The organism is Brucella tritici, assembly GCF_008932285.1.
GTDB classification, from domain to species: domain Bacteria; phylum Pseudomonadota; class Alphaproteobacteria; order Rhizobiales; family Rhizobiaceae; genus Brucella; species Brucella tritici.
Genome location: NZ_WBVY01000002.1, coordinates 617,717 through 636,829 on the forward strand (window position 1 = coordinate 617,717; position 19,113 = coordinate 636,829).

Below are 19,113 nucleotides of genomic sequence, written 5' to 3' on the forward strand. Positions count from 1 at the left end.
TTGCACATTTCCCGATCGGGAACGGAAGATCAAATTCTAACGAGGCCGGAGCGCTTCAACAACCCCATGAGAACCAAGGGTAAAAGCGTGGTGATGAGAATGGCGATGAATGCCATGGCCATGCCAAGGCCGACCGAGCCTTGCTCAAACTGACGCCAGATGAAGATCGAGATGGTTTGCATTCCTACCGGAGCCACCAATATCGATGCGACGAGTTCACGCGTGGCCACTGCAAAGACGAGTAGCATCGCCGTTATCAGGCTGGGTGCGATCAGCGGCAGCATGATGCGCCTGAAAGCGGTGAAGCTGCTTGCGCCGCAAACACGTGCCGCGGCTTCCAGATTGTCGCCGATCTGGTGGAAGGCAGCCGATGCATAGCGGATCGGCTGCGGCAGAAGAATGCAGCAATAGGCAAGCAGCAGGATCAGCGGCGTGTTGTAAGGCGAGACAGGCAGCATGGGTTGGTTCCATGCCAGAATGAGACCGACTGCGACGACGACACCGGGCAAGGCATTTGGCAGGACGGTCAGTATGTCGAGCCAGAAGCGCCCGCGAAAGCGCATTTTCACTACGGCATAGGCGGCAACCGCGCCAAGCAACCCTGTCAACAGGGCACTTGCAACACCGAGCGACAGGCTGTTGACCAGTGCGCGCATGCCGCCAGCGCTGTTTTCGGCAATGGCGGCAAAATTGTCGAAGCCGAGGTTCGATGGCGTCAGCCCACCAGACACGGTTTTGGAAAGAGCGGTCGCCAGAATGGCCAGCAGGGGAACACCGGTTGCAGCAAAGGCGATGATAGCGAACAGAAACACCGCGGGAATTGTGAGGGCTCCGAGCGGGCGCTTGTCCTTTGCCTGCGGCTTGCCACCGGTCGTCACATAGGAGCGGCGCGTCAGTATCCAGCGCTGGATCAGAAAGGCGGCCAGCGACAGGCAGACGAGCGCCAGCGAAAAGACGGCAGCCCCCGCAAGGTCGATAGGCCAGTCGGAAATGCGGAGATCAATTTCCGTCACCAGAACGTCGAAGCCGGAACGCCGTCCAAGGGCTGCGGGCGTACCATATTCTTCGATGGCTGCCGCGAAAACCAGCAGAAGACTTGCAGCGAGGCCGGGCGTTGCCAGCGGCAGGGTGATACGGAAGAAGGAGCGCCACGGCGAAGCCCCGAACACCCGTCCGACATCGGAATAGCGTGCGCCAACTGCTTCAATCGTGCGCGATACCGCAAAATAGACGAGCGGAAACGTGTTCAGCGCCATGACGAAGCTCATGCCTGCGACCGAGAACAGGAATGGAGCCAGATTGAAACCTGTGAGCTGTTCAAGATAGCCGCGCGGCTGCAGGGTCATGATCCAGCCAAGTGTGGCGATATAAGGCGGGATCATGAACGGCACGAGCATCAGTACGTCCCACAGCATGGCGAACGGCACCTTATAGAGTGCCCGGAACACCGCAAGCGGTACGGCGATGAGGGCGGAAAGCACCACCACCGAAAGCCCGAGCAGCACGGTATTGCCGCTCATGCGCAAAAGTTTTGGGTCTTCAAACAGGGCCGAGAGATGCAGGAAAGGCTCGGCCAGCGAGCCTCTCCCCAGTTGCGGAAAGATTGCCTGAAGGACGATGAAGACGAACGGCACCGCGACAATGAATGCAAGCCCGGCTACCGCAACAAATCCGAGCGGATTGCCAGCCGCCGCACTGCCTGTCTTCATATCTGTCTGTCCCACAAAGTATTAGTTGCTGACTGCGAAAGCGGCGCCGAATTCCTTCAGCGTTTCGTCGCGCTTGCCATAAACTTCCTTGGCGTCGATCGGCAGGATTTTCAGGTCGCCGATCAGCGGGCGATTGGCCGGAATGTCGGTACGCGACGGCATCAGATAGGTGTCGGCAACCATTTTCTGGCCTTCGTCGGACAGCATATAATCGATGAATTGCTTGGCTTCGTCCTGGTTCTTCGACCATTTGAGGATCATGGCCGGTCGCGGTGCAATCACTGTGCCGGATGTTGGGAAAATGACGTCGATGGATTCACTCTTGGCCTTGCCCGCGAGCGAGATGTAATCGACGGCACCGAACACGGCGGCCTTGGCGCCCTGAAGGACGGGGTTCAAAGCTTCTGCATTGGCACCGGCGACAGTTGCGCCGTTCTCGTGCAGGTTCCGGAACAGGTCCCAACCCTGTTGCGCCTGAAGGGCGGCAACGAGCTCGAAGGTCGCTCCCGACTGTACCGGGTCCGGCAGATTGACGAGATCCTTGTATTCAGGCTTGGTGAGATCCGCCCATTCGGCGGGCTTCGGCGTCTTGCTTGCAGGGTTCCAAGCGATACCGAGGGCAGAGACGCCCTGCGCGACCGCCATTTCATTCTTGAGGAAATCCGGCACTTTTTCGGCGTTCGGGCTGGTATAGGCGACCAACCAGTCACGCTTGGCGAAGTCGGTTGCCGTATCCCACGAGGCCGAGATCAGAACGTCGACAACCGGATTAGCGGCTTCCGCTTCGATGCGCGCCATGACCTTACCGGTCGTTGCCTGAAAAACATTGACCTTCGCACCGGTCTTGGCGGTGAAGCCTGCGGCAAGCTTTTCGATCAGGCTGCCCGGACCAGCCGAGTAAACCGTGATATCTGCATAGGCCGCAGTGCTGGCCAGCAAAGCGGTGACAAGCGCAAGCCCCGCGCCGAGAATGGATTTTTTCATGTTTGCCTCCTGAGATATTCCTGATGGAATGGTCTATTTTGAGAACCAGCGTAGCTGGCTGGCATCGACGGAAATGCCGACCGGAACGCCGGGTGAAAGACGGATGCTGTCGAGATAGGTCAGTTCGTGACCGTCCTGCTGCGAGCCGATACGCACAGTGGTCAGATGACCGTCGCCGCGAAACTGCGAGCGCAGGACCGTTGCCGGGATTGCAGCTTCATGGACGGGCACGCTGCGAACCGAGCGCGACGGCAAAAGCACATGCGTTGCCTGTCCCGCATGAGAGCCACGGGCGATGTGGATACCGGTGCGCGCAATCCTGTAGGCGTTTTCACACCGCTCCACAGGGACGACACAGCCGAGCCGCAGAAAATCTGCGACTTCCGGTGTTGTCGGTTCTGCGACGAGTGCTTCGGGTGCGGCCAGCTGCTCAATCACGCCGGTGCGCATGACAGCCACCTGATCGGCAAGCGAGAAAGCTTCGCTCTGGTCGTGGGTGACGTAGATCGCGGTCAGGCCGAGATTGGCGACAAGCTGTCCGATCTCGGTGACCATGTTTTCGCGCAGTTCGCGGTCGAGATTGGAAAGCGGCTCGTCGAACAATACCAGTCCCGGCTCGGCGACGATGGCGCGGGCAATGGCGACGCGTTGCTGCTGGCCGCCCGACATATCGCTGATGGCACGCTCGCCGAAGCCTGAAAGGCCGACGCGATCAAGTGCCGAGGCAACGCGTTTTTCGCGTTCCGCACGGCCAAGGCCGCGCATTTCGAGCGGAAAGGACACATTGCCGAAAACAGTCATATGCGGCCAGAGCGCATAATCCTGAAACACCATGCCGAGATGGCGCTTCTCAGGTGGAATGAACGATCCTGTCTTGGCATCGGCGACGGTGACGCCGTTGATTGTGATTGAGCCCTTCGTCGGGGCGAGAAGGCCAGCCACGAGACGGAGCAGGGTTGTCTTGCCGCAACCGGATGGCCCGAGCAAAGCGAGCGTCTGTCCCTTCGGCAGTGAAAGATTGATATTCTTCAATATGGTGGCCGGACCATAGGCCAGATTCAGCCCTTCAGCCTGAACGGCGATATCCGCTTTAATATTCGAGGAATGCAACATTTTCCCACAATCCAAATAGATTGGGAGCTTCTATTCCGATTGCATGACAGTGGGATGACGCTGCGGAAGCCTGCGTTGTTTGCGGTTCGGAACCAATCGCCATCACATCGGTTTGTCTCTTCATGCAACAAAGGAAGGGAAGACGATGAGATTTGGAAAGCTTGCTCTTGGTCTGACAGGGCTGGCGGTGGGATATGCGCTGACGCGGGCAAGCTCGCCGCAGATTCCAAAGGGTATCGTGCCGGTAAAACCCTTCGATCTCACGCGCTATCTGGGCCGTTGGTACGAGGTCGGGCGCCTTGAAAATCGTTTCGAGCGCGGCCTGACCCGGACGACAGCGGAATATTCATTGAACCCCGATCAAACCGTCAAAGTGGTCAATCGTGGCTTCGATCCGTGGAAGGGACGCTGGACGCAAGCCACAGGAACTGCCCGTTTTGTGCGATCTGCCGATGAGGGCCCTTCTACGGTGGCTATAATATCGTTGATATCGATGAAGACAATTACCAGTGGTCGATCATTGTCGGTTCTACGCCGAGCTATTTCTGGGTACTTTCACGCGAGCCTGAGGCAGGCGGAGAACTGAAGGCGCGAGCGGTCGCACAGGCTCTCCTGTTGGGGATCAATCCCGACACTATTTTGTGGGTGCCGCAATAAGTGCGAAAACCCTGCATCAAAAGGCCCGCCGGAGCGGGCCTTTTGGTTTTGATCTATGCCCCGTAAGGCACCCAGATATTCTTCACCTGAATGGCGCGGCGCAGATAGTCCCGGCCCTGTCCTTCGGTCTTGTTGAGCCAGTTCGGCAGGCGGCCATTATTGACCCACGTGGCCTTGAGATTGCCTGCTGACGCCTTTTCGACCATGGCGCTGCCCTCGCGTGAACCAAAATACCAGAGCGCTGCAACGTCATCATGTTCGGCAAGCGTCTTCGTCAGAAGATCGCGTTCACCGGTGACGATATTGACCACGCCGCCCGGCACATCGGATGTGTCGAGCACCTGATAGAAATCACCGGCGATCAGCGGATGACGGCTCGATGGTACAACGACCGTTCGGTTACCCATGGCGATTGCCGGCAAGACCAGAGAGACGAGCGAAAGAAGCGGCGCTTCATCAGGGCAGACGATGCCCATCACGCCCCAGGGTTCGTTCATCGCCAATGTCACATGACGCGACTTGGTGGAATGAACCGCTCCGTCGAACTTGTCGGCCTGCGCGGCGTAATAGAATATGCGGCGCAGTGCTGTTTCAAATTCCTCTTCCGCTTTCTTTTCGCTGATGCCGGTGCTTTCGATCAGCCGTGCCACGAAATCCGCGCGGCGCGCATCAAGGTTTTCGCCAAGATAATAGAGTACCTGAGCCCGGTTATGCGCCGTGGCTGCGCCCCAGCTTCCAGCTTTGGTCGCCGCTTCCACCGCATTGCGGATGTCCTTGCGGTTGCCGATGCCTGCCTGCCCGATGACCGAGCCGCCCTTGCCAGTGACCGAATAGCTATAGCCGCCATCCGGACGTGCCTGCTTGCCGCCAATATAGTTCTTCATCGTGCGGTCGATACCGCCGATGGTGATCTTGTCATCGCCGGAGGGCGAAGCTGATGGCACGAAGGCTTCCGCAATCTTGGTCGCGGACAGTGCCTTTTCCCAATCGGAGACGAGATATTCGTACATGCCTTCGCGTGCACCTTCACGACCGAACCCGCTTTCGCGATAGCCACCGAAACCTGCACCAGCATCCAGCATATTGGTGCAGTTGATCCAGACGACACCGGCCTTGACTCGTGCTGCGAGATCCAGCGCGACATTGATATTTTCCGACCAGATCGACGCGGCCAGCCCGTAGCGCGTATTGTTGGCGAGCGAGACGGCTTCATCTGGCGTGCGGAAGGTTGTTGCTGCCGCAATCGGCCCAAAAATTTCCACCTGACAAACGGTTGATGCCTGATCCACATCGGTGAAGAAGCCGGGAGCGATATAATTGCCCTTTGCTGGCAGCGGGTTCGGCGTCTGCCACAGCTCGCCGCCTTCCTCGATGCCTTTCTGGATGAGATCGGAAATGCGCTTCACCTGACCGGCTGAAACGATGGCGCCGACATCGGTGGATTTGTCGAGCGGATCGCCGACGCGCAAGTTTTCAAGGCGCTTTCTGAGCTTGGCATAGAAGCGGTCGGCAATGCCTTCCTGCACGAGCAGGCGCGAACCTGCGCAACAGACTTCGCCCTGATTGAACCATATGGCATCGACTACGCCTTCAACAGCGGCATCGAGATCGGCATCTTCAAAGACGATGAAGGGCGATTTTCCGCCCAGTTCCAGCGACAGCTTCTTGCCAGATCCGGCAATCTGCTCGCGAATGACGCGGCCAACCTGCGTCGAGCCGGTGAAGGCTACCTTGTCCACGCCGTCATGGCCGCAGATTTCCGCGCCGGTGGTGCCATCACCCTGCACGATGTTGATCACACCGGCGGGCAGGCCGATTTCATGGCAGATTTCGGCAAAGGCAATGGCCGAAAGCGGCGTCAGATCCGCAGGCTTCAGAACAACTGTATTACCGGCGGCCAAAGCTGGCGCGATCTTCCAGGCAAGCATGAGAAGCGGAAAATTCCACGGAATGACCTGACCGCAGACGCCAACGGGCGAAAAGCCCTTAAATTCATCTTCCACCATCTCGGCCCAGCCTGCATGGTGATAGAAGTGACGGGCGGCGAGCGGAATGTCGATGTCGCGGGTTTCGCGGATCGGCTTGCCGTTGTCCATGGTTTCCAGCACGGCCAGAAAACGCTCGCGCTTCTGAATATGGCGCGCGATGGCATAGAGATATCTGGCCCGCTCGTAGCCCGAAAGTTTGGACCATTTGCCGAAAGCGGTGCGGGCGGCTTTCACCGCCTGATCGACATCATCCGCATTGCCGCAGATGATTTCGGCGAGCTTGTCACCATTGGCCGGATTGGCAACCGCAATCGAGTTGCGGCCTTCCGGTTTGATAAAGGAGCCATTGATATAGTGGCCGAAAGAACGCCCATGCTGTTCCAGCCACAGGTTCACATCGCCGTTTGCTTCGGGGGAAGGTCCATATTCCATGGTCTTCAGGATGTCCTTGATGGGTCGCATTTCAATTTTCCTTACGAGCATTTCCAGCAAAAGTGCGAAGCGGTTTTGCGTAGGAGAATGCGAAATTCCAGGTTTAAGCAGCAGCGTGACGGTTGGCGGCGGAGTAGCGCCCGGTCACGAAGTGCTCCAATTGCCGCTCGATATCGCCAAGCATCGACGATGCGCCGATGCGGAACAGATCGGGCTCCAGCCAGCGATTGCCGAGTTCTTCCTTCATCAGCGTGAGCCAGGCGAGCGCGTCCTTTGCGGTCTTGAGGCCACCGGCAGGCTTGAAGCCGACGCTCTCACCGGAAAGCTCGCCATAATCGCGCAGTGCCCGCACCATGGTCAGGCTCACCGGCAAGGTGGCGTTGACGTCTTCCTTGCCCGTCGAGGTCTTGATGAAATCGGAGCCTGCCTGCATCGCTACCATCGAGGCGCGATAAACATTGGTCAGCGTGTTGAGATCGCCGGTAGCGAGGATCGCCTTCATATGTGCATCACCGCAGACTTCGCGCATAGCGGCAATCTCGTCGTAGAGGGCTGACCAGTTCTGCGTCAGCACATGCTCACGCGTAATCACGATGTCTATTTCATCCGCGCCCTGTTCGACGGCGTAGGTGATTTCCGCAAGGCGAAGTGGCAGCGGTGTCAGACCGGCGGGAAATCCCGTCGCCACCGAAGCAACCGGAATGCCGGAACCTTCAAGCGCCTTCACGGCATGGGCTACCATGGTGGGATAAACGCAGACCGCGCCAGTGGTGATGCCCGCATCTGCAAGGCCGAGCGCTTCCAGAATATCCTCGCGCACCGGACGGCGCGCCTTGGCGCAGAGCCTGCGCACGCGCCCTGCCGTGTCATCGCCTGCAAGCGTGGTGAGGTCTATGCACTGGATGGCGCGGATGAGCCACGCCGCCTGATATTCCTTTTTCACCGAACGGCGAGCACTGATCGTCGCGGCGCGGCGCTCGGAAGCGCTGCGGTTGACGGACACATCCTCAAACCATTCCAGCTTGAGAGGTGTCCCGTTATTGCGGGGGAGGGCTTCGGTCATTTCATTGTCCGTTCATAGGTTCAATTACGTTCAAGTGCGATCAGGCGCGTTCGGTCGAGGGGGCGTGATCGCGGCAGAACGTTTCGAATTCTTCCCAACTGGCATAGGCTTTCTGCGTGCCGGGCCGGGTGATGGAATGGGCCGCGTAGAGCGCTGCTTTGCGAAGCGAGGCTTCCACATTGCCGGTCCCGGCGTAGAAGCGGGCAAAGGAGCCGATAAAAGCGTCGCCCGCGCCGGTCGTGTCTTTTGGCGTGACCTTGACCGGTGGAATATTGACGATTTCGCTTGCTGTAATCATGCGCGCACCGCGTCCGCCGAGCGTGACGATGACGGTGCGGATGCCACGTGCGATGAGCGAACGCGCCGCAGTGACGATTTCATCGTCCGTGCCGGTCGGCAGGCCGGAGAGGATTGCCAATTCGCTCTCGTTCGGCACGAGAAAGGTTACCTGCCGGATAAGTTCTGGATCAAGATCAGCGGCAGCAGGGGCAGGATTCAAAATTGTTTCGATACCGTTTTCAGCAGCAAAAGCGATGGTGTGATAGACGGTCTCAACCGGGACTTCCATCTGCATCAGGATAAGGCCGCAAGTTTTCAGATCGTCGGCAGCCTTGTCGACTTCGGCAGGCAGGAGATCGGCATTGGCGCCCTTGACGATCAGGATCGAGTTTTCGCCCGATGGCTCGACGAAGATGGGGGCCACGCCGCTCGATTTGCCGGGAACCTTGCGCACATGGCGCGTATCGACGCCGAACTGGTTCAGGTTGCGGATGGTATTGTCGGCAAAAATATCGTCGCCCACCCGCGTGACCATCATCACATCTGCGCCAAGGCGTGCGGCAGCCACGGCCTGATTGGCGCCCTTGCCGCCGCAGCCGATTTCAAATGTCGGGGCTTCCAGCGTTTCGCCGGGGCCGGGCATACGGTTCACATAGGTGATGAGGTCCACCATGTTGGAGCCGACCACTCCGATCTTTCTGGTCATGAGATGTTCCTTTGAAATTTCAGAGTGCCTTGATCGAGGCTTCAAATTCTTCGGCGGCGGTTGTATCGAGATAGCCGACGCGCACGGGGAAAACGGCGCGCTCGCCCGATGCCAGTACCTGCACATTGTTCTTGGCCTTTTCCGCCAGATAGCCTTCCGGCTCGCAGGTCGAGGGCAGGGCAAAGGCTGCAACCTGGGCATCCCCGTTCACGAGAATCCAGCGCACGGTTTTTGGGAAGATTTCGGTCGGGTAGGAAATGCCAAATCCGTCGCCCTCGGGAAGCTGCATCATCAGATGGGTGTTGCCTTCGGCATCTTTCGGCAGTCCGCGAATATAGAAGACCTGCTCGGGATCGTAGCGCTCCGGTTCGTCCAGCACTTCCATCGCGGCTGGATCGGAGGCCAACTCGTCGATCAGCGACAGGTAGTCATCATTGGGTGTCACATGGCCCGGAACGGCTGTGCGCACCTGCACGTGATCCGGCGTATAGGGCACCGGCTGGACGATCCGCGCGCCTTCTGCATAGGCAAAATTGACGTGGCACATATACATCAGCTCCATCGGAGCGGATGAAAGATTCTCCACGTCCATAGTGATGTCGAACAGTGTTTCATCGGCATAAAGCCGCACGCTTGGTCGTGCCAGATAATGCGCGCCGAAGCCCATCACATATTCATATTCACCGGTGATTTCGACAAAGGCGCCGCGCTCGTCATGGCCAAAGAGAAGACCGGCCTTGTCCATCGTCGCGCAGGCCATTTCGCCGTGCAGAAGATGGTTGTCCTGAGGCGAAGGACAGCCATTGCGCAGGATGCCGCTATGGAACGCAAAGCAGCCATAGGTCTCGACAATAGTGGTTGCCGGGCGCGGCATGGAGAAGCTGTTTCCCATGGTCAGATCGACGCCGTCAAACTCCGCGCCCCAGATCATCTGTCCCATGAAGGGCAGCACGATGAGGTTGCCGCGTTCATTCTCGACCAGCAGCGCCTCTATGCCGCTTGGATAGCGAAAGGCCGTGACGCTGAGGCCATAGGTATTGGCGATGACATGCGGCTGTTGGACGAAATCCTGACGGCGAAGATGAAATTCGATGTCCTGCATAAGGGGTCACCTGCCCTGATTGCGCGATGCGTTGATCGCGATGACGAGAATAAGGAAAGCGCCCCAGATGAAATCGATGAGGTGGTTGGAGAACCGCATCATCTGGAAGCCGGAGGAAAGCAGCATCAGTGCAATCAGTGCGATCGCGATACCCAGCACGCGCCCCTTTCCGCCTGCCGGATTGGTGCCGCCGAGAACGGCGATCAGAACGGCTTGCAGCAGATAGGATGCGCCATAGTCCGACTTGGCGGCATTGGTGCGGCCTGAAAGAATGATCCCGGCTATGGAAGCAAGTACGCCGGTGAGCATGTAGGAATAGAGGATCATGCGATCCTTGCGGATACCGGCAAAGACGGCAGCACGCGGATTGGTGCCGATCAGCATGAGATTGATGCCGAGCGTCGTGCGTGCCAGGAGAATTGCCACGACGATGCACACCGCGATGAAGAGCAGGAAAGGCGTGGCGATGCCGAACAGCTTGCCATTGCCGACCCAGTTCCACGCATCGGGGAAGCCGACGATGGCCGGGCCACCGGTCAGAACCAGGGCAAGCCCCATCAACACCTGTCCGGTGCCGAGTGTGGCAAGGATCGGCGTGATACGCAGCTTGGCGATCAGCAGGCCGTTGACCAGCCCCGCTACAAGCCCGACCAGCAGGGCAAGCAATATGCCGATGATGGTGTAGAACAGCATTCCCGAGCCGGAGGCCTGCGCCGCCTGCACCATGGAGGAATGGAAATAAACCCCGGCGACGATGCCCGCCAGATTGGCGATGCCCACCACCGACAGGTCGATGCCGCCCGTCAGCATGGCAATCATCATGGCGACGGAGAGGATGCCCAGCTCCGGCATGATGTAGCTGATGGATTCGAAGTTGTAATAGCGTAGGAACTTGTCTGGATTCATCCAGGTCATCAGCGCAAAGACCAGCACGGTAATGACGATGAGCTGGATGATGTTGTTGTCTCCGCCAAGGATGCGGCGCATGTCGAAAGACTGTTTCATGTCGCGTTCTCCCTAGAGCGGCAGGTGTTTAAGTTGAAGCGCCATGACGCTCTAATCCTTTGTTTGAGCATGATTTTATCCCAAAACCGGTTTCCACTTTTGGGAATCATGCTCTAGGCGATGCTTTTGCGGTCACGCCATGCGGTGATGGCTGTGGCGATGATGATGATGAGGCCGACCACGACGCGCTGCCATGTGGTGTCCACCTTCATGATGATGAGTGAGTTCTTGACCATGACGAGCATGAAAACACCCATCAGCGTGCCGAGAACGGTGCCGCGTCCGCCGAAGATTGACGCGCCACCCAGAACCACGGCTGCGATCACGTCCAGCTCCAGCCCGACGAAATCGCGCGGATTGGCAAGCCAGATCATCGAGGAATGCAGAAGGCCCGCGAAGCCTGCAAGCGCTCCAGCCACGCAATAGACGAAGAAGATCGTGCGGCGCGTATTGAAGCCGACGCGCTTTGCCGCTTCCGGCGAGCCGCCATAGGCATAAACGCTGCGCCCGATCATCGTATAATTGAGGATCAGGTGGATCAGCAGGGCCAGCGCCAGATAGACGACAAACATTGCGGTCAGTCCGAATGCCGTGCCGGAGGCCGATGTCAGCGAGATCACATCCGTCTTGCCGAATTCGATCAGTTCCTTCGGCATCTTGTTGATGTTGACGATGCTGGTGCCGACAAGGCCCAGCACCAGCCCGCGCACGATGGAACCGGTGCCGAGCGTTACGATCAGCGGGATCATCTTGAAGCGATGCATGATGAAACCGTTGAAAGCGCCAAGCAGCAGGCCGATCAGCGTTGCCGCCACGAATGGAATGAACACGCCGTCATAGCCGAGATAGACCATGGCGCGGACGGTCAGATACATGGCCGCGATGGCAAAGGCGGTGAAAGAGACGTCGATGCCGCCGGAAATCATCACAAGCAACACACCGAGCGCCATGATACCGATCACGACGTTGGAGCGCAGAAGGCCGAAGATATTGTCCAGCGACCAGAAAGCCGGATTGATGAGGCCGATAATAACCATCGCCGTGAACAACACGCAGGCAATGATGAATTCGGTACTGCGGAAGAATTTCATGTGCCGGTTCCTCAATTCAGCGTCTTGAGCCGGTCATTGACGGCATCTTCGGTCATGGTTTCACCGGAAAGTTCGTCGACGAAACGTCCGCGATGCATCACCAGCACACGATTGCAGTTTTGCACCAGCTCGGGCACATCGTCGGAAATCATCAGGACGGCGAGACCTTCATCACGGGCAAGCTTGCGGATGATATTGTGGATCTGCGCCTTGGAGCCGACGTCGACACCGACTGTCGGCCCGTTGAGGATCAGCACTTTCGCGCCGGTCAAAAGCCAGCGTGCCAGCACCACACGCTGGGCATTGCCGCCCGACAGGTGATTGACCGGCGTATGCGGACCGGGGGCAACGATATGCATCGCCGAAAACATGTCGCGGGTCGTGGTGTCGGCTTGTCTGCGATCGATGAAGAGGCCGCGCACGAATTTCTCGATCGATGTGACGATGATGTTGCGCTCGATTGATTGTGTCAGGAACAGACCTTCCGTCAAACGGTCTTCCGGCACATAGGTGACGCCACAGGCGATCCCTTCCTGAACTGTTTTCGGGTGGACTTGCCTGCCATCGATACGAACAGTGCCGGTGAAATCCGGCTTCATGCCGAAGAGCGCTAGTGCTAGTTCGGTGCGGCCTGAGCCGATCAGCCCGGATATGCCGACGATCTCGCCCGCATTGAGAGTGAGGCTGGCATTTTCCACCGAGCCCGGAACAGAAAGGTTCGTGATTTCGAGGGTTGGATTGGTCGAAGCGCCTTCACGCGGGGTCCAGTGATAATGGTCCGATGTGAGTTCCTGACCGGTCATCGCCCGGGTGATCGACGGTTCGTCGAAATCGGAAATCGGGCCTTCTGCTACCTTCTTGCCATTGCGGAAGACAATCAGCTTTTCGCTGATTTCCAGCATCTCGCGCATCTTGTGGCTGACGAAAAGCACCGCAATGCCCTGTGCCTGAATATCGCGCACGATCTTGAACAGCGCGTCGACTTCATGACGCGTCAGCGCGGTGGTCGGCTCGTCCATGATGATGAGGCGGGCGTCAGCCATGACGGCGCGTGCAATCGCCACGATCTGCTTGCCCGATGTCGGCAGGCTGTCCACATCCGCATCGAGGTCCATGCTGACGCCAAGCCGGTCGAGCGCCTTCTGCGCCAGTTCGCGCACGCGCTTCCAGTCGACGCCCTTGCGGCCTTCGATGAGAAAAGTATTGATTGCCAGATTTTCGGCAACGGTCAGGTTCCCGAATAGCGAGAAGTCCTGATAGATCACCTGAATGCCGTGGCGAACCGACTTGACGGGGTCGAGCTTGCCGACCGATTTGCCGTCGATCAGTATCTCGCCGTCTTCCGGCGTGTAGACGCCCGACATGACCTTGATGATGGTGGATTTGCCGGAACCGTTTTCGCCTGCGAGGCAGTGGATTTCGCCCGGCTTTATGGCAAAGGAAACGTCGTCCAGTGCCCTGACACCACCGAAGCGTTTTCCGATATGGCGCAGTTCAATCAGGTTTTCATTCATGAGGGGCCTCGTGCAAGGCTGGAATGCGATTTGCAGGATGGGAGGGGCATGAGGCTCCTCCCATCGAATATCCATGGATATTAGAAGTCGTACTTATCCATGTTTTCCTTGGTCACACCGACCCAGCCAGCACCATAGAGCAGGTTCGGCTTGGCAGCGTCGGGTGCCAGCAGGCTTTCATAGCCCGGCAGGCCCAGATTGAGGCCAGCCTTGATCTGGTCGTTCTTCTTCTCAAGCGCTGCGACGGCCAGCATGTTCATGGCATAGCCTGCAACGGCAGGGTCCCAGAACTGGATGTACTGGACGTCGTCGTTCTTAAGATATTCACCAGCCACTGAAACGAGGCCCGTGCCTGCGAAGAAGACCTTGCCCTTGAGGCCGCCTTCGGCGATCAGGCGTCCGGCACCGGCAGAGGTCGGCATCGGCGCGCCGAGAATGCCCTTGATGTCCGGATAGGCGGTCATCGCTTCCTTGAGCTTGTTATAGTCGGTATTGGCATCGTCATAGGTTTCGAGACGGCCGGTTGCTTCTGACATTTCCGGGAAGTTGGCCTTCTGGTATTCGACAGCACCGTCGATCCACTCCATCTGCGACTTGGAGGTCAGGCTGCCGACGGTGGTGACATATTTGCCCTTGCCGCCCATCGACTTGCCGAGTTCCTTCATGAGGTTCGCGCCATAGGCCTTGTTGTCGAAGGCTTCAATGTCGTAATCGACGTTCTGGATGTTGGATGCTTCGTGGCTGATGACGACGATGCCACGCTCGCGTGCCTTCTTCAGAACCGGTTCCACGGCTTCAACCGAGAACGGCACGATAGCAATAGCGTCAACGCCCTGTGCGATCAGGTTCTCGACAATCTGTACCTGTGCAGCAGCGTCCGCCTGGCTCGGGCCAACCATCCAGACGTCATTGCCGGTGTCAGCCTTGAACTGGTCGACGCCATCGCGCATGCGGTCGAACCAGGCAATGCCGTCTACCTTCACGACGGTTGCGATGGTGTACTTCTTGTCATTGGCAGTGGTAATCAGTTCCTTGTTGATCTTCGACGTATCAACGACGCCTTCCGCGAAAGCGTGCGGAACGGCAACGGACATGGCAATCGCCACGGATGCTAGAAATTTCTTCACCGGTGTTTCCTCCCTGGGAATTCTTTGGTCGCCTGCCATTGATGGCTTGGACAAACACAATTGTTGCTACGCTGACGCATCTCAGGAACGGTGAGTGCGTCGGCGTTCTCCTCCATGCCCGGCTTCCCGGCCGGGCGAAAATTCGATCTGTTTTCCCGCCTGTCTGACGTCCTCGAAGAATGGAATTCTGTTCGAGGCGTGCAAAACCCTGTTGTCATATCCTCCCAACAATGCGAATTATAATGTTACAATCCGATCATTATGTTTGGATCGTTTCACATTTATGTTCAGCCTGTCAAGATCGGATGATCGCATTGCGTGAAATGTGACGGACGTATAAACGGGATGAGCGGACCGCAAGGAATGGGGACAGCGTGAGCAGAATCAGCCGGAAGGAAGAGCGGATTGCCGAACTGGCGGCGCTGGTCGATGAGATCGGCGTGCTTCGCCTGCGCGATGCGGCAGCGCGTCTTGGCGTTTCTGAAATGACGATCCGCCGCGATATCGGCAGCGATGGCGGAATGCTGAATTGTTTGGGTGGTTACATTATTCCCACGCAGGACGGTGTGAATGGCGATTATGTCTTTGATTTTGAAAAAGATAGCCATGCCAATGCCAAAGCGCAGGCTTGCGCTGCAGCCGCAGCGCTGATCGAACCCTATGATACGGTTTTCATTGATTGCGGCACGACGATGCCGCACCTTGCTCATCGTATCCCGCAGAATCAGCACATTACGGTTGTCTGCTACGCTCTCAATATTGCAGAGATACTGTCGCAGCGCAGCGATGTGCGCCTCATCGTTCTGGGCGGGCTCTATCACCCGGAAGCGGCATCGTTTTCCGGGGACGAGGGGATCGACGTCCTGAAGCGCGTCAATATCAACAAGGCATTTCTGTCGGCTGGTGGTGTCGATGAGCAGCACGGGGTTACGTGCTCGCACTTCCATGAAGTGCCAATCAAGCAGATGGCAATGCAGCGCGCTGTCGAAAAACATCTCGTTGTCGACAAGAGCAAATATGGCAAGGTACGGGCTGCGCGCTTTGCGGGCATGTCCGACTTTACGTCGATTGTGTCGGGCTGAGATTAGCCTACCGATACCAAGTACAAACGTAATGAAAGGGTGGCAGAAGCCCCCCTTTCATCTTCACGACCTCTGGACCAGATCGCATAGCCCCCGCGCAACTTGATATTAGGCAATCAGCCGAATGCGCCGCGCCGACCGGAAGAGATGGATGGCAAGAAATAGCGGTTCGGGCCTACGGCCAGGAGCATGGAACCGGCATGATCCTGCGAGGCTGCCGGTTGGCTTTCGGTTTTGCTGGTGGTTGGCGTCGCTGCAAAAGCTCCTGTAACGAGCATCGCAAACGCTGCCGCAGAAATCAAAGTCGTCTTCATATCGTCCTCCAAATACGTGGGCTGGTATGCGCCCACAATGGTCACCATGAACGATAGTTGGAGGACCGCCGCGCAAACAATACGGCAGATGTCGTATTTCGGAGCGTGCTATTCCACCGGCAGGCCGAGGCGCACCGCATAGGCGGTCAGTTCAGCGCTGTTGTGTTTCCCAAGCTTGCGCATCAGGTTTTCACGGTGTTTTCGCGCGGTGGGAACGCTGATGCCCAGCCGCTCCGCAATCTCCCTTGTCGTGCTGCCGCGTGGAATAAGTGCCAGAAACTGCATTTCTCTACGGGTCAGGGCGACAGACATCGGCAGTTCGACGTCGGGAAGCGGATTGCCTGCCGGGCGGTTCTCGGCGTGATGGGAAATCGTGGTGGGTATGCCGTCCAGTTTCGCATTGCGTAGCGAGCGGACCGCAGCTACCAGTTCGTCGGGATTGCCGTTCTTGGTGAGATATAGATCGGCTCCGGCCTCAAGCGCCTTGTCGATCGACTGCCGGTCGGAATTGGCCGACAATATGATGATGTTCAGTCGGGGGTGGGCTGTGCGGATTTCTTCTATGAGCGTATAGCCCAGGAAACCGGGCATTCCGAGGTCCAGAACAAGTAAATCGCAGGGGCATTGATTCAGCTCAAGTAACAGCGTGTCGTAATCCCTTGCTTCTCCGACAATTGAAGTGTCTTCTATTGTCGATAGCAGCATCTTCAGGCCTTCCCGGACAACACTGTGGTCATCGGCAAGTACGACTCTGTAAGTTCCGGACATGAACTTCCCCCGCGGCAACAATCCGGCTTCAATATCACATGACGATCCATCCCGTACAAATAAATAGCTCCGTCGATATGTCGCGGAAACTGGACGAAACCAGAATCCGTGAGGAACTGACGGGCATGCTTTACAAGCATTCAGCAGGTGTCTTGCTGACAAACCTGTTGGTGCCGGTTCCAGCTTTCATCGTTTTCTGGGGCAAAGTGCCGGATTGGTGGCTTTGGACCTGGGCAGCTTCCGTCTACCTTCTGTCCATCATCCGGGTATTCGTGACGCGGGCCTTCTTTCGCCGGAAGCAGCCGATCGTCAATTCCGACCGATGGGCCTGGCTGGCAGCAGGTTTTTCGTGGCTGTCGGGCCTGAACTGGGGCATGCTCGGCTGGATCGGCTTCATGTCCGGCGAACCGCATCTTCTGGCTTTTTCGATCATCGTCATGACCGGGCTTGCCTGCGGTTCGGTTCCGACGGGCTCGGCTTTCCCGCCCTCCGTGATCGGCTCGCTTTTCACCACGGTGCTGCCTGCGACGATCTTTTGCCTGCAGGCAGGTGGCGGCGTTTATAATGCCTATCTCTTTCTCATCGTATGTCTGGTGGCAATCAATCTACAGCACTGTCGGGTGACATATCGCGATCTCTGGGAAACCATTCGTCTGCGCTTCGAGAACTCGGCGCTGGTGGAAGAATTGCGAAGCGAGAGAGACAGGGCCTCTGCGGCCGATCAGGCAAAAACGCGCTTTCTGGCTGCAGCCAGCCATGACTTGCGCCAGCCGGTCCATGCGCTGGGGCTGTTCAATTCCACGCTTGCAGCACTTGCGTCCAGGGAGACAGTTGCCGCATCCACAGCGCGACAGATTTCGGACAATATCAAGCGCGTCGTCGGTAGCCTGAGCGATCTCCTCAATGCCTTGCTCGATGTTTCGCGACTGGATGCGCAGCTTGTCGTGCCGAACAGGCAGGCGGTTTCGATCAACCGGATTTTCGAAGAAGCGCAGCATGAATTTGCAAGCGAAGCGGCTGAAAAGAAACTCGACCTTCGTATCGTGCCGACCTCGCTTTATTGCGACAGCGATCCCACGCTTTTGAAGCAGATTCTCGCCAATCTCCTTTCCAATGCTATCAAATATACCGATCGGGGGCGCATCTTGGTCGGCTGTCGGCGCAGGGGGCGCGAGATCGAAATTCAGGTGCTCGATACGGGCATCGGAATTCCACAAGAAAAGCACGGTCTTATTTTCGAGGAATTCGTGCAGCTCGATAATTTCGAGCGCAATCGTGACAAGGGACTGGGGCTTGGACTGTCGATCATCAAACGAACGGCAGCACTTTTGCGCCATCCGATCCGGCTTGTTTCGACGTTCGGGAAAGGATCATTATTTGCTGTGACGGTGCCCCTCGCCGAGAAGGCGGGAGGGCAGACAATATCGCAGACAGAGCAGGGAGGAGTCCGCAATATTATCATCATCGATGATGAACCTGCCGTTCTGGATGCCCTTTGCGGATTGCTTTCGGTGCTTGGGCATAGGGTTCATGCCGGGCCGACTGCTGCGGAAGCCTATCGATCCTATCAGGCATCCGAATTGGCTGGGGAGCCGGATCTGCTGATCGTGGATTACCGGTTGCAGGGCCAGACCACCGGAACTGAAGCAGCGAGTGAAGTATTTGCGCTGCTGGAGCGGACCTTGCCGGTGATTATCCTGACGGGCGACACCTCGCCGGAAAGGCTTCGGGAGGCTTCCGCCAGTGGCTATCTCCTGCTGCACAAGCCGATTGATCCCGAACGGCTGGTTGAAGCTATTCGCGAAAGGGTCAGGGACTGACTTCCGCTTTTCCTGCCGGCTCGCAGGCCTCCCAGAAACGTCCGGAACGCCTTGACGGCCCTCTTCGATGTGGCTTTCGGGTGGATATCAACAATGACAGCATCTTTTCGTAAGACGTCGAGACCTGTGGTGATCGTGCGATCATTAGCGGCATACTTTGGAGACTTCGCAGTGGTATGCCATGGCGATCTCCCGGCAATTGGAATAAGGCATAAAGGACATTCCGGTGCTGGAGTGAAGCCGGGGTATGGAAGGCCGTTCCGGTCACGCTCACTGCGATCATGGCGGACAGCGGCTACTACAGCATCGATAGAACGACGACTGAATAGGGCAAGACGACATCATAACGGTGAGAGGTG

At 57.6% G+C, this 19,113-nt stretch carries 15 protein-coding genes and 2 pseudogenes; 4 read left to right on the forward strand and 13 right to left on the reverse strand.

What is annotated here, in order from left to right; all coding sequences use genetic code 11:
• Positions 1–29: 29 nt before the first annotated feature.
• Genes F9K94_RS08255 through F9K94_RS08265 form a run of 3 tightly spaced genes read right to left on the reverse strand, consistent with a single transcriptional unit; the run spans position 30 to position 3,806 of the window.
• Positions 30–1,709 carry an ABC transporter permease gene (locus tag F9K94_RS08255; RefSeq protein ID WP_151644838.1) on the reverse strand — a complete coding sequence of 560 codons (1,680 nt, stop codon included), beginning with the start codon at positions 1,707–1,709 and terminating at the stop codon, positions 30–32.
• Between the two features lie 21 nt (positions 1,710–1,730).
• Positions 1,731–2,693, reverse strand: coding sequence for an ABC transporter substrate-binding protein (locus F9K94_RS08260; RefSeq protein ID WP_151644840.1), 963 nt, complete (start codon positions 2,691–2,693; stop codon positions 1,731–1,733).
• A 33-nt stretch (positions 2,694–2,726) separates the two neighbouring features.
• On the reverse strand, positions 2,727–3,806 hold the full coding sequence (locus F9K94_RS08265; protein ID WP_151644842.1) for an ABC transporter ATP-binding protein: 1,080 nt from the start codon (positions 3,804–3,806) through the stop codon (positions 2,727–2,729).
• A 145-nt stretch (positions 3,807–3,951) separates the two neighbouring features.
• Here F9K94_RS08265 and F9K94_RS24865 point away from each other — a divergent pair.
• Positions 3,952–4,463, forward strand: a pseudogene (locus F9K94_RS24865) (lipocalin family protein).
• A gap of 53 nt (positions 4,464–4,516) precedes the next feature.
• On the opposite strand, the gene F9K94_RS08275 reads toward F9K94_RS24865, so the two are convergent.
• The 8 genes from F9K94_RS08275 to F9K94_RS08310 all read right to left on the reverse strand — a co-directional run bounded on the left by F9K94_RS08275 (position 4,517) and on the right by F9K94_RS08310 (position 14,770).
• Positions 4,517–6,913: an aldehyde dehydrogenase family protein gene (locus F9K94_RS08275; protein ID WP_192799476.1), complete on the reverse strand. Its 2,397-nt coding sequence runs from the start codon at positions 6,911–6,913 to the stop codon at positions 4,517–4,519.
• Between the two features lie 73 nt (positions 6,914–6,986).
• Positions 6,987–7,946: a deoxyribose-phosphate aldolase gene (gene deoC, locus F9K94_RS08280; protein ID WP_151644844.1), complete on the reverse strand. Its 960-nt coding sequence runs from the start codon at positions 7,944–7,946 to the stop codon at positions 6,987–6,989.
• Between the two features lie 40 nt (positions 7,947–7,986).
• Positions 7,987–8,931: a ribokinase gene (gene rbsK, locus F9K94_RS08285; RefSeq protein ID WP_151644846.1), complete on the reverse strand. Its 945-nt coding sequence runs from the start codon at positions 8,929–8,931 to the stop codon at positions 7,987–7,989.
• A 19-nt stretch (positions 8,932–8,950) separates the two neighbouring features.
• On the reverse strand, positions 8,951–10,033 hold the full coding sequence (locus tag F9K94_RS08290) for an aldose 1-epimerase family protein (protein WP_151644848.1): 1,083 nt from the start codon (positions 10,031–10,033) through the stop codon (positions 8,951–8,953).
• A gap of 6 nt (positions 10,034–10,039) precedes the next feature.
• Positions 10,040–11,038, reverse strand: coding sequence for an ABC transporter permease (locus F9K94_RS08295; RefSeq protein WP_061346757.1), 999 nt, complete (start codon positions 11,036–11,038; stop codon positions 10,040–10,042).
• A 113-nt stretch (positions 11,039–11,151) separates the two neighbouring features.
• A complete protein-coding gene (locus tag F9K94_RS08300) occupies positions 11,152–12,129 on the reverse strand; it encodes an ABC transporter permease (protein ID WP_151644850.1) in 978 nt (325 codons plus the stop codon).
• Between the two features lie 11 nt (positions 12,130–12,140).
• Positions 12,141–13,643: a sugar ABC transporter ATP-binding protein gene (locus F9K94_RS08305; RefSeq protein WP_151644852.1), complete on the reverse strand. Its 1,503-nt coding sequence runs from the start codon at positions 13,641–13,643 to the stop codon at positions 12,141–12,143.
• An 80-nt stretch (positions 13,644–13,723) separates the two neighbouring features.
• Positions 13,724–14,770, reverse strand: a complete 1,047-nt coding sequence (locus F9K94_RS08310) for an autoinducer 2 ABC transporter substrate-binding protein (RefSeq protein ID WP_029928229.1) — start codon at positions 14,768–14,770, stop codon at positions 13,724–13,726.
• Positions 14,771–15,144: 374 nt separating this feature from the next.
• Between F9K94_RS08310 and F9K94_RS08315 the strand changes: the two genes are divergently transcribed.
• The gene (locus F9K94_RS08315; protein WP_151644856.1) at positions 15,145–15,852 is read left to right on the forward strand and encodes a DeoR/GlpR family DNA-binding transcription regulator; all 708 of its coding nucleotides are present in this window, start codon (positions 15,145–15,147) and stop codon (positions 15,850–15,852) included.
• Positions 15,853–15,968: 116 nt separating this feature from the next.
• Here the strand turns inward: F9K94_RS08315 and F9K94_RS08320 are convergent, their stop codons facing one another.
• Positions 15,969–16,166 carry a hypothetical protein gene (locus F9K94_RS08320; RefSeq protein ID WP_151644858.1) on the reverse strand — a complete coding sequence of 66 codons (198 nt, stop codon included), beginning with the start codon at positions 16,164–16,166 and terminating at the stop codon, positions 15,969–15,971.
• Positions 16,167–16,274: 108 nt separating this feature from the next.
• Entirely contained in the window at positions 16,275–16,934 is a 660-nt protein-coding gene (locus F9K94_RS08325; protein ID WP_151644860.1) for a response regulator, read from the reverse strand.
• 77 nt (positions 16,935–17,011) lie between these two features.
• On the opposite strand from F9K94_RS08325, the gene F9K94_RS08330 reads away from it, so the two are divergent.
• Both F9K94_RS08330 and F9K94_RS25010 read left to right on the forward strand, forming a co-directional pair.
• Positions 17,012–18,754 carry an ATP-binding response regulator gene (locus tag F9K94_RS08330; protein WP_235920593.1) on the forward strand — a complete coding sequence of 581 codons (1,743 nt, stop codon included), beginning with the start codon at positions 17,012–17,014 and terminating at the stop codon, positions 18,752–18,754.
• A 131-nt stretch (positions 18,755–18,885) separates the two neighbouring features.
• A pseudogene (locus tag F9K94_RS25010) lies at positions 18,886–19,074 on the forward strand (transposase); the annotation flags it as partial.
• Between the last annotated feature and the right edge of the window lie 39 nt (positions 19,075–19,113).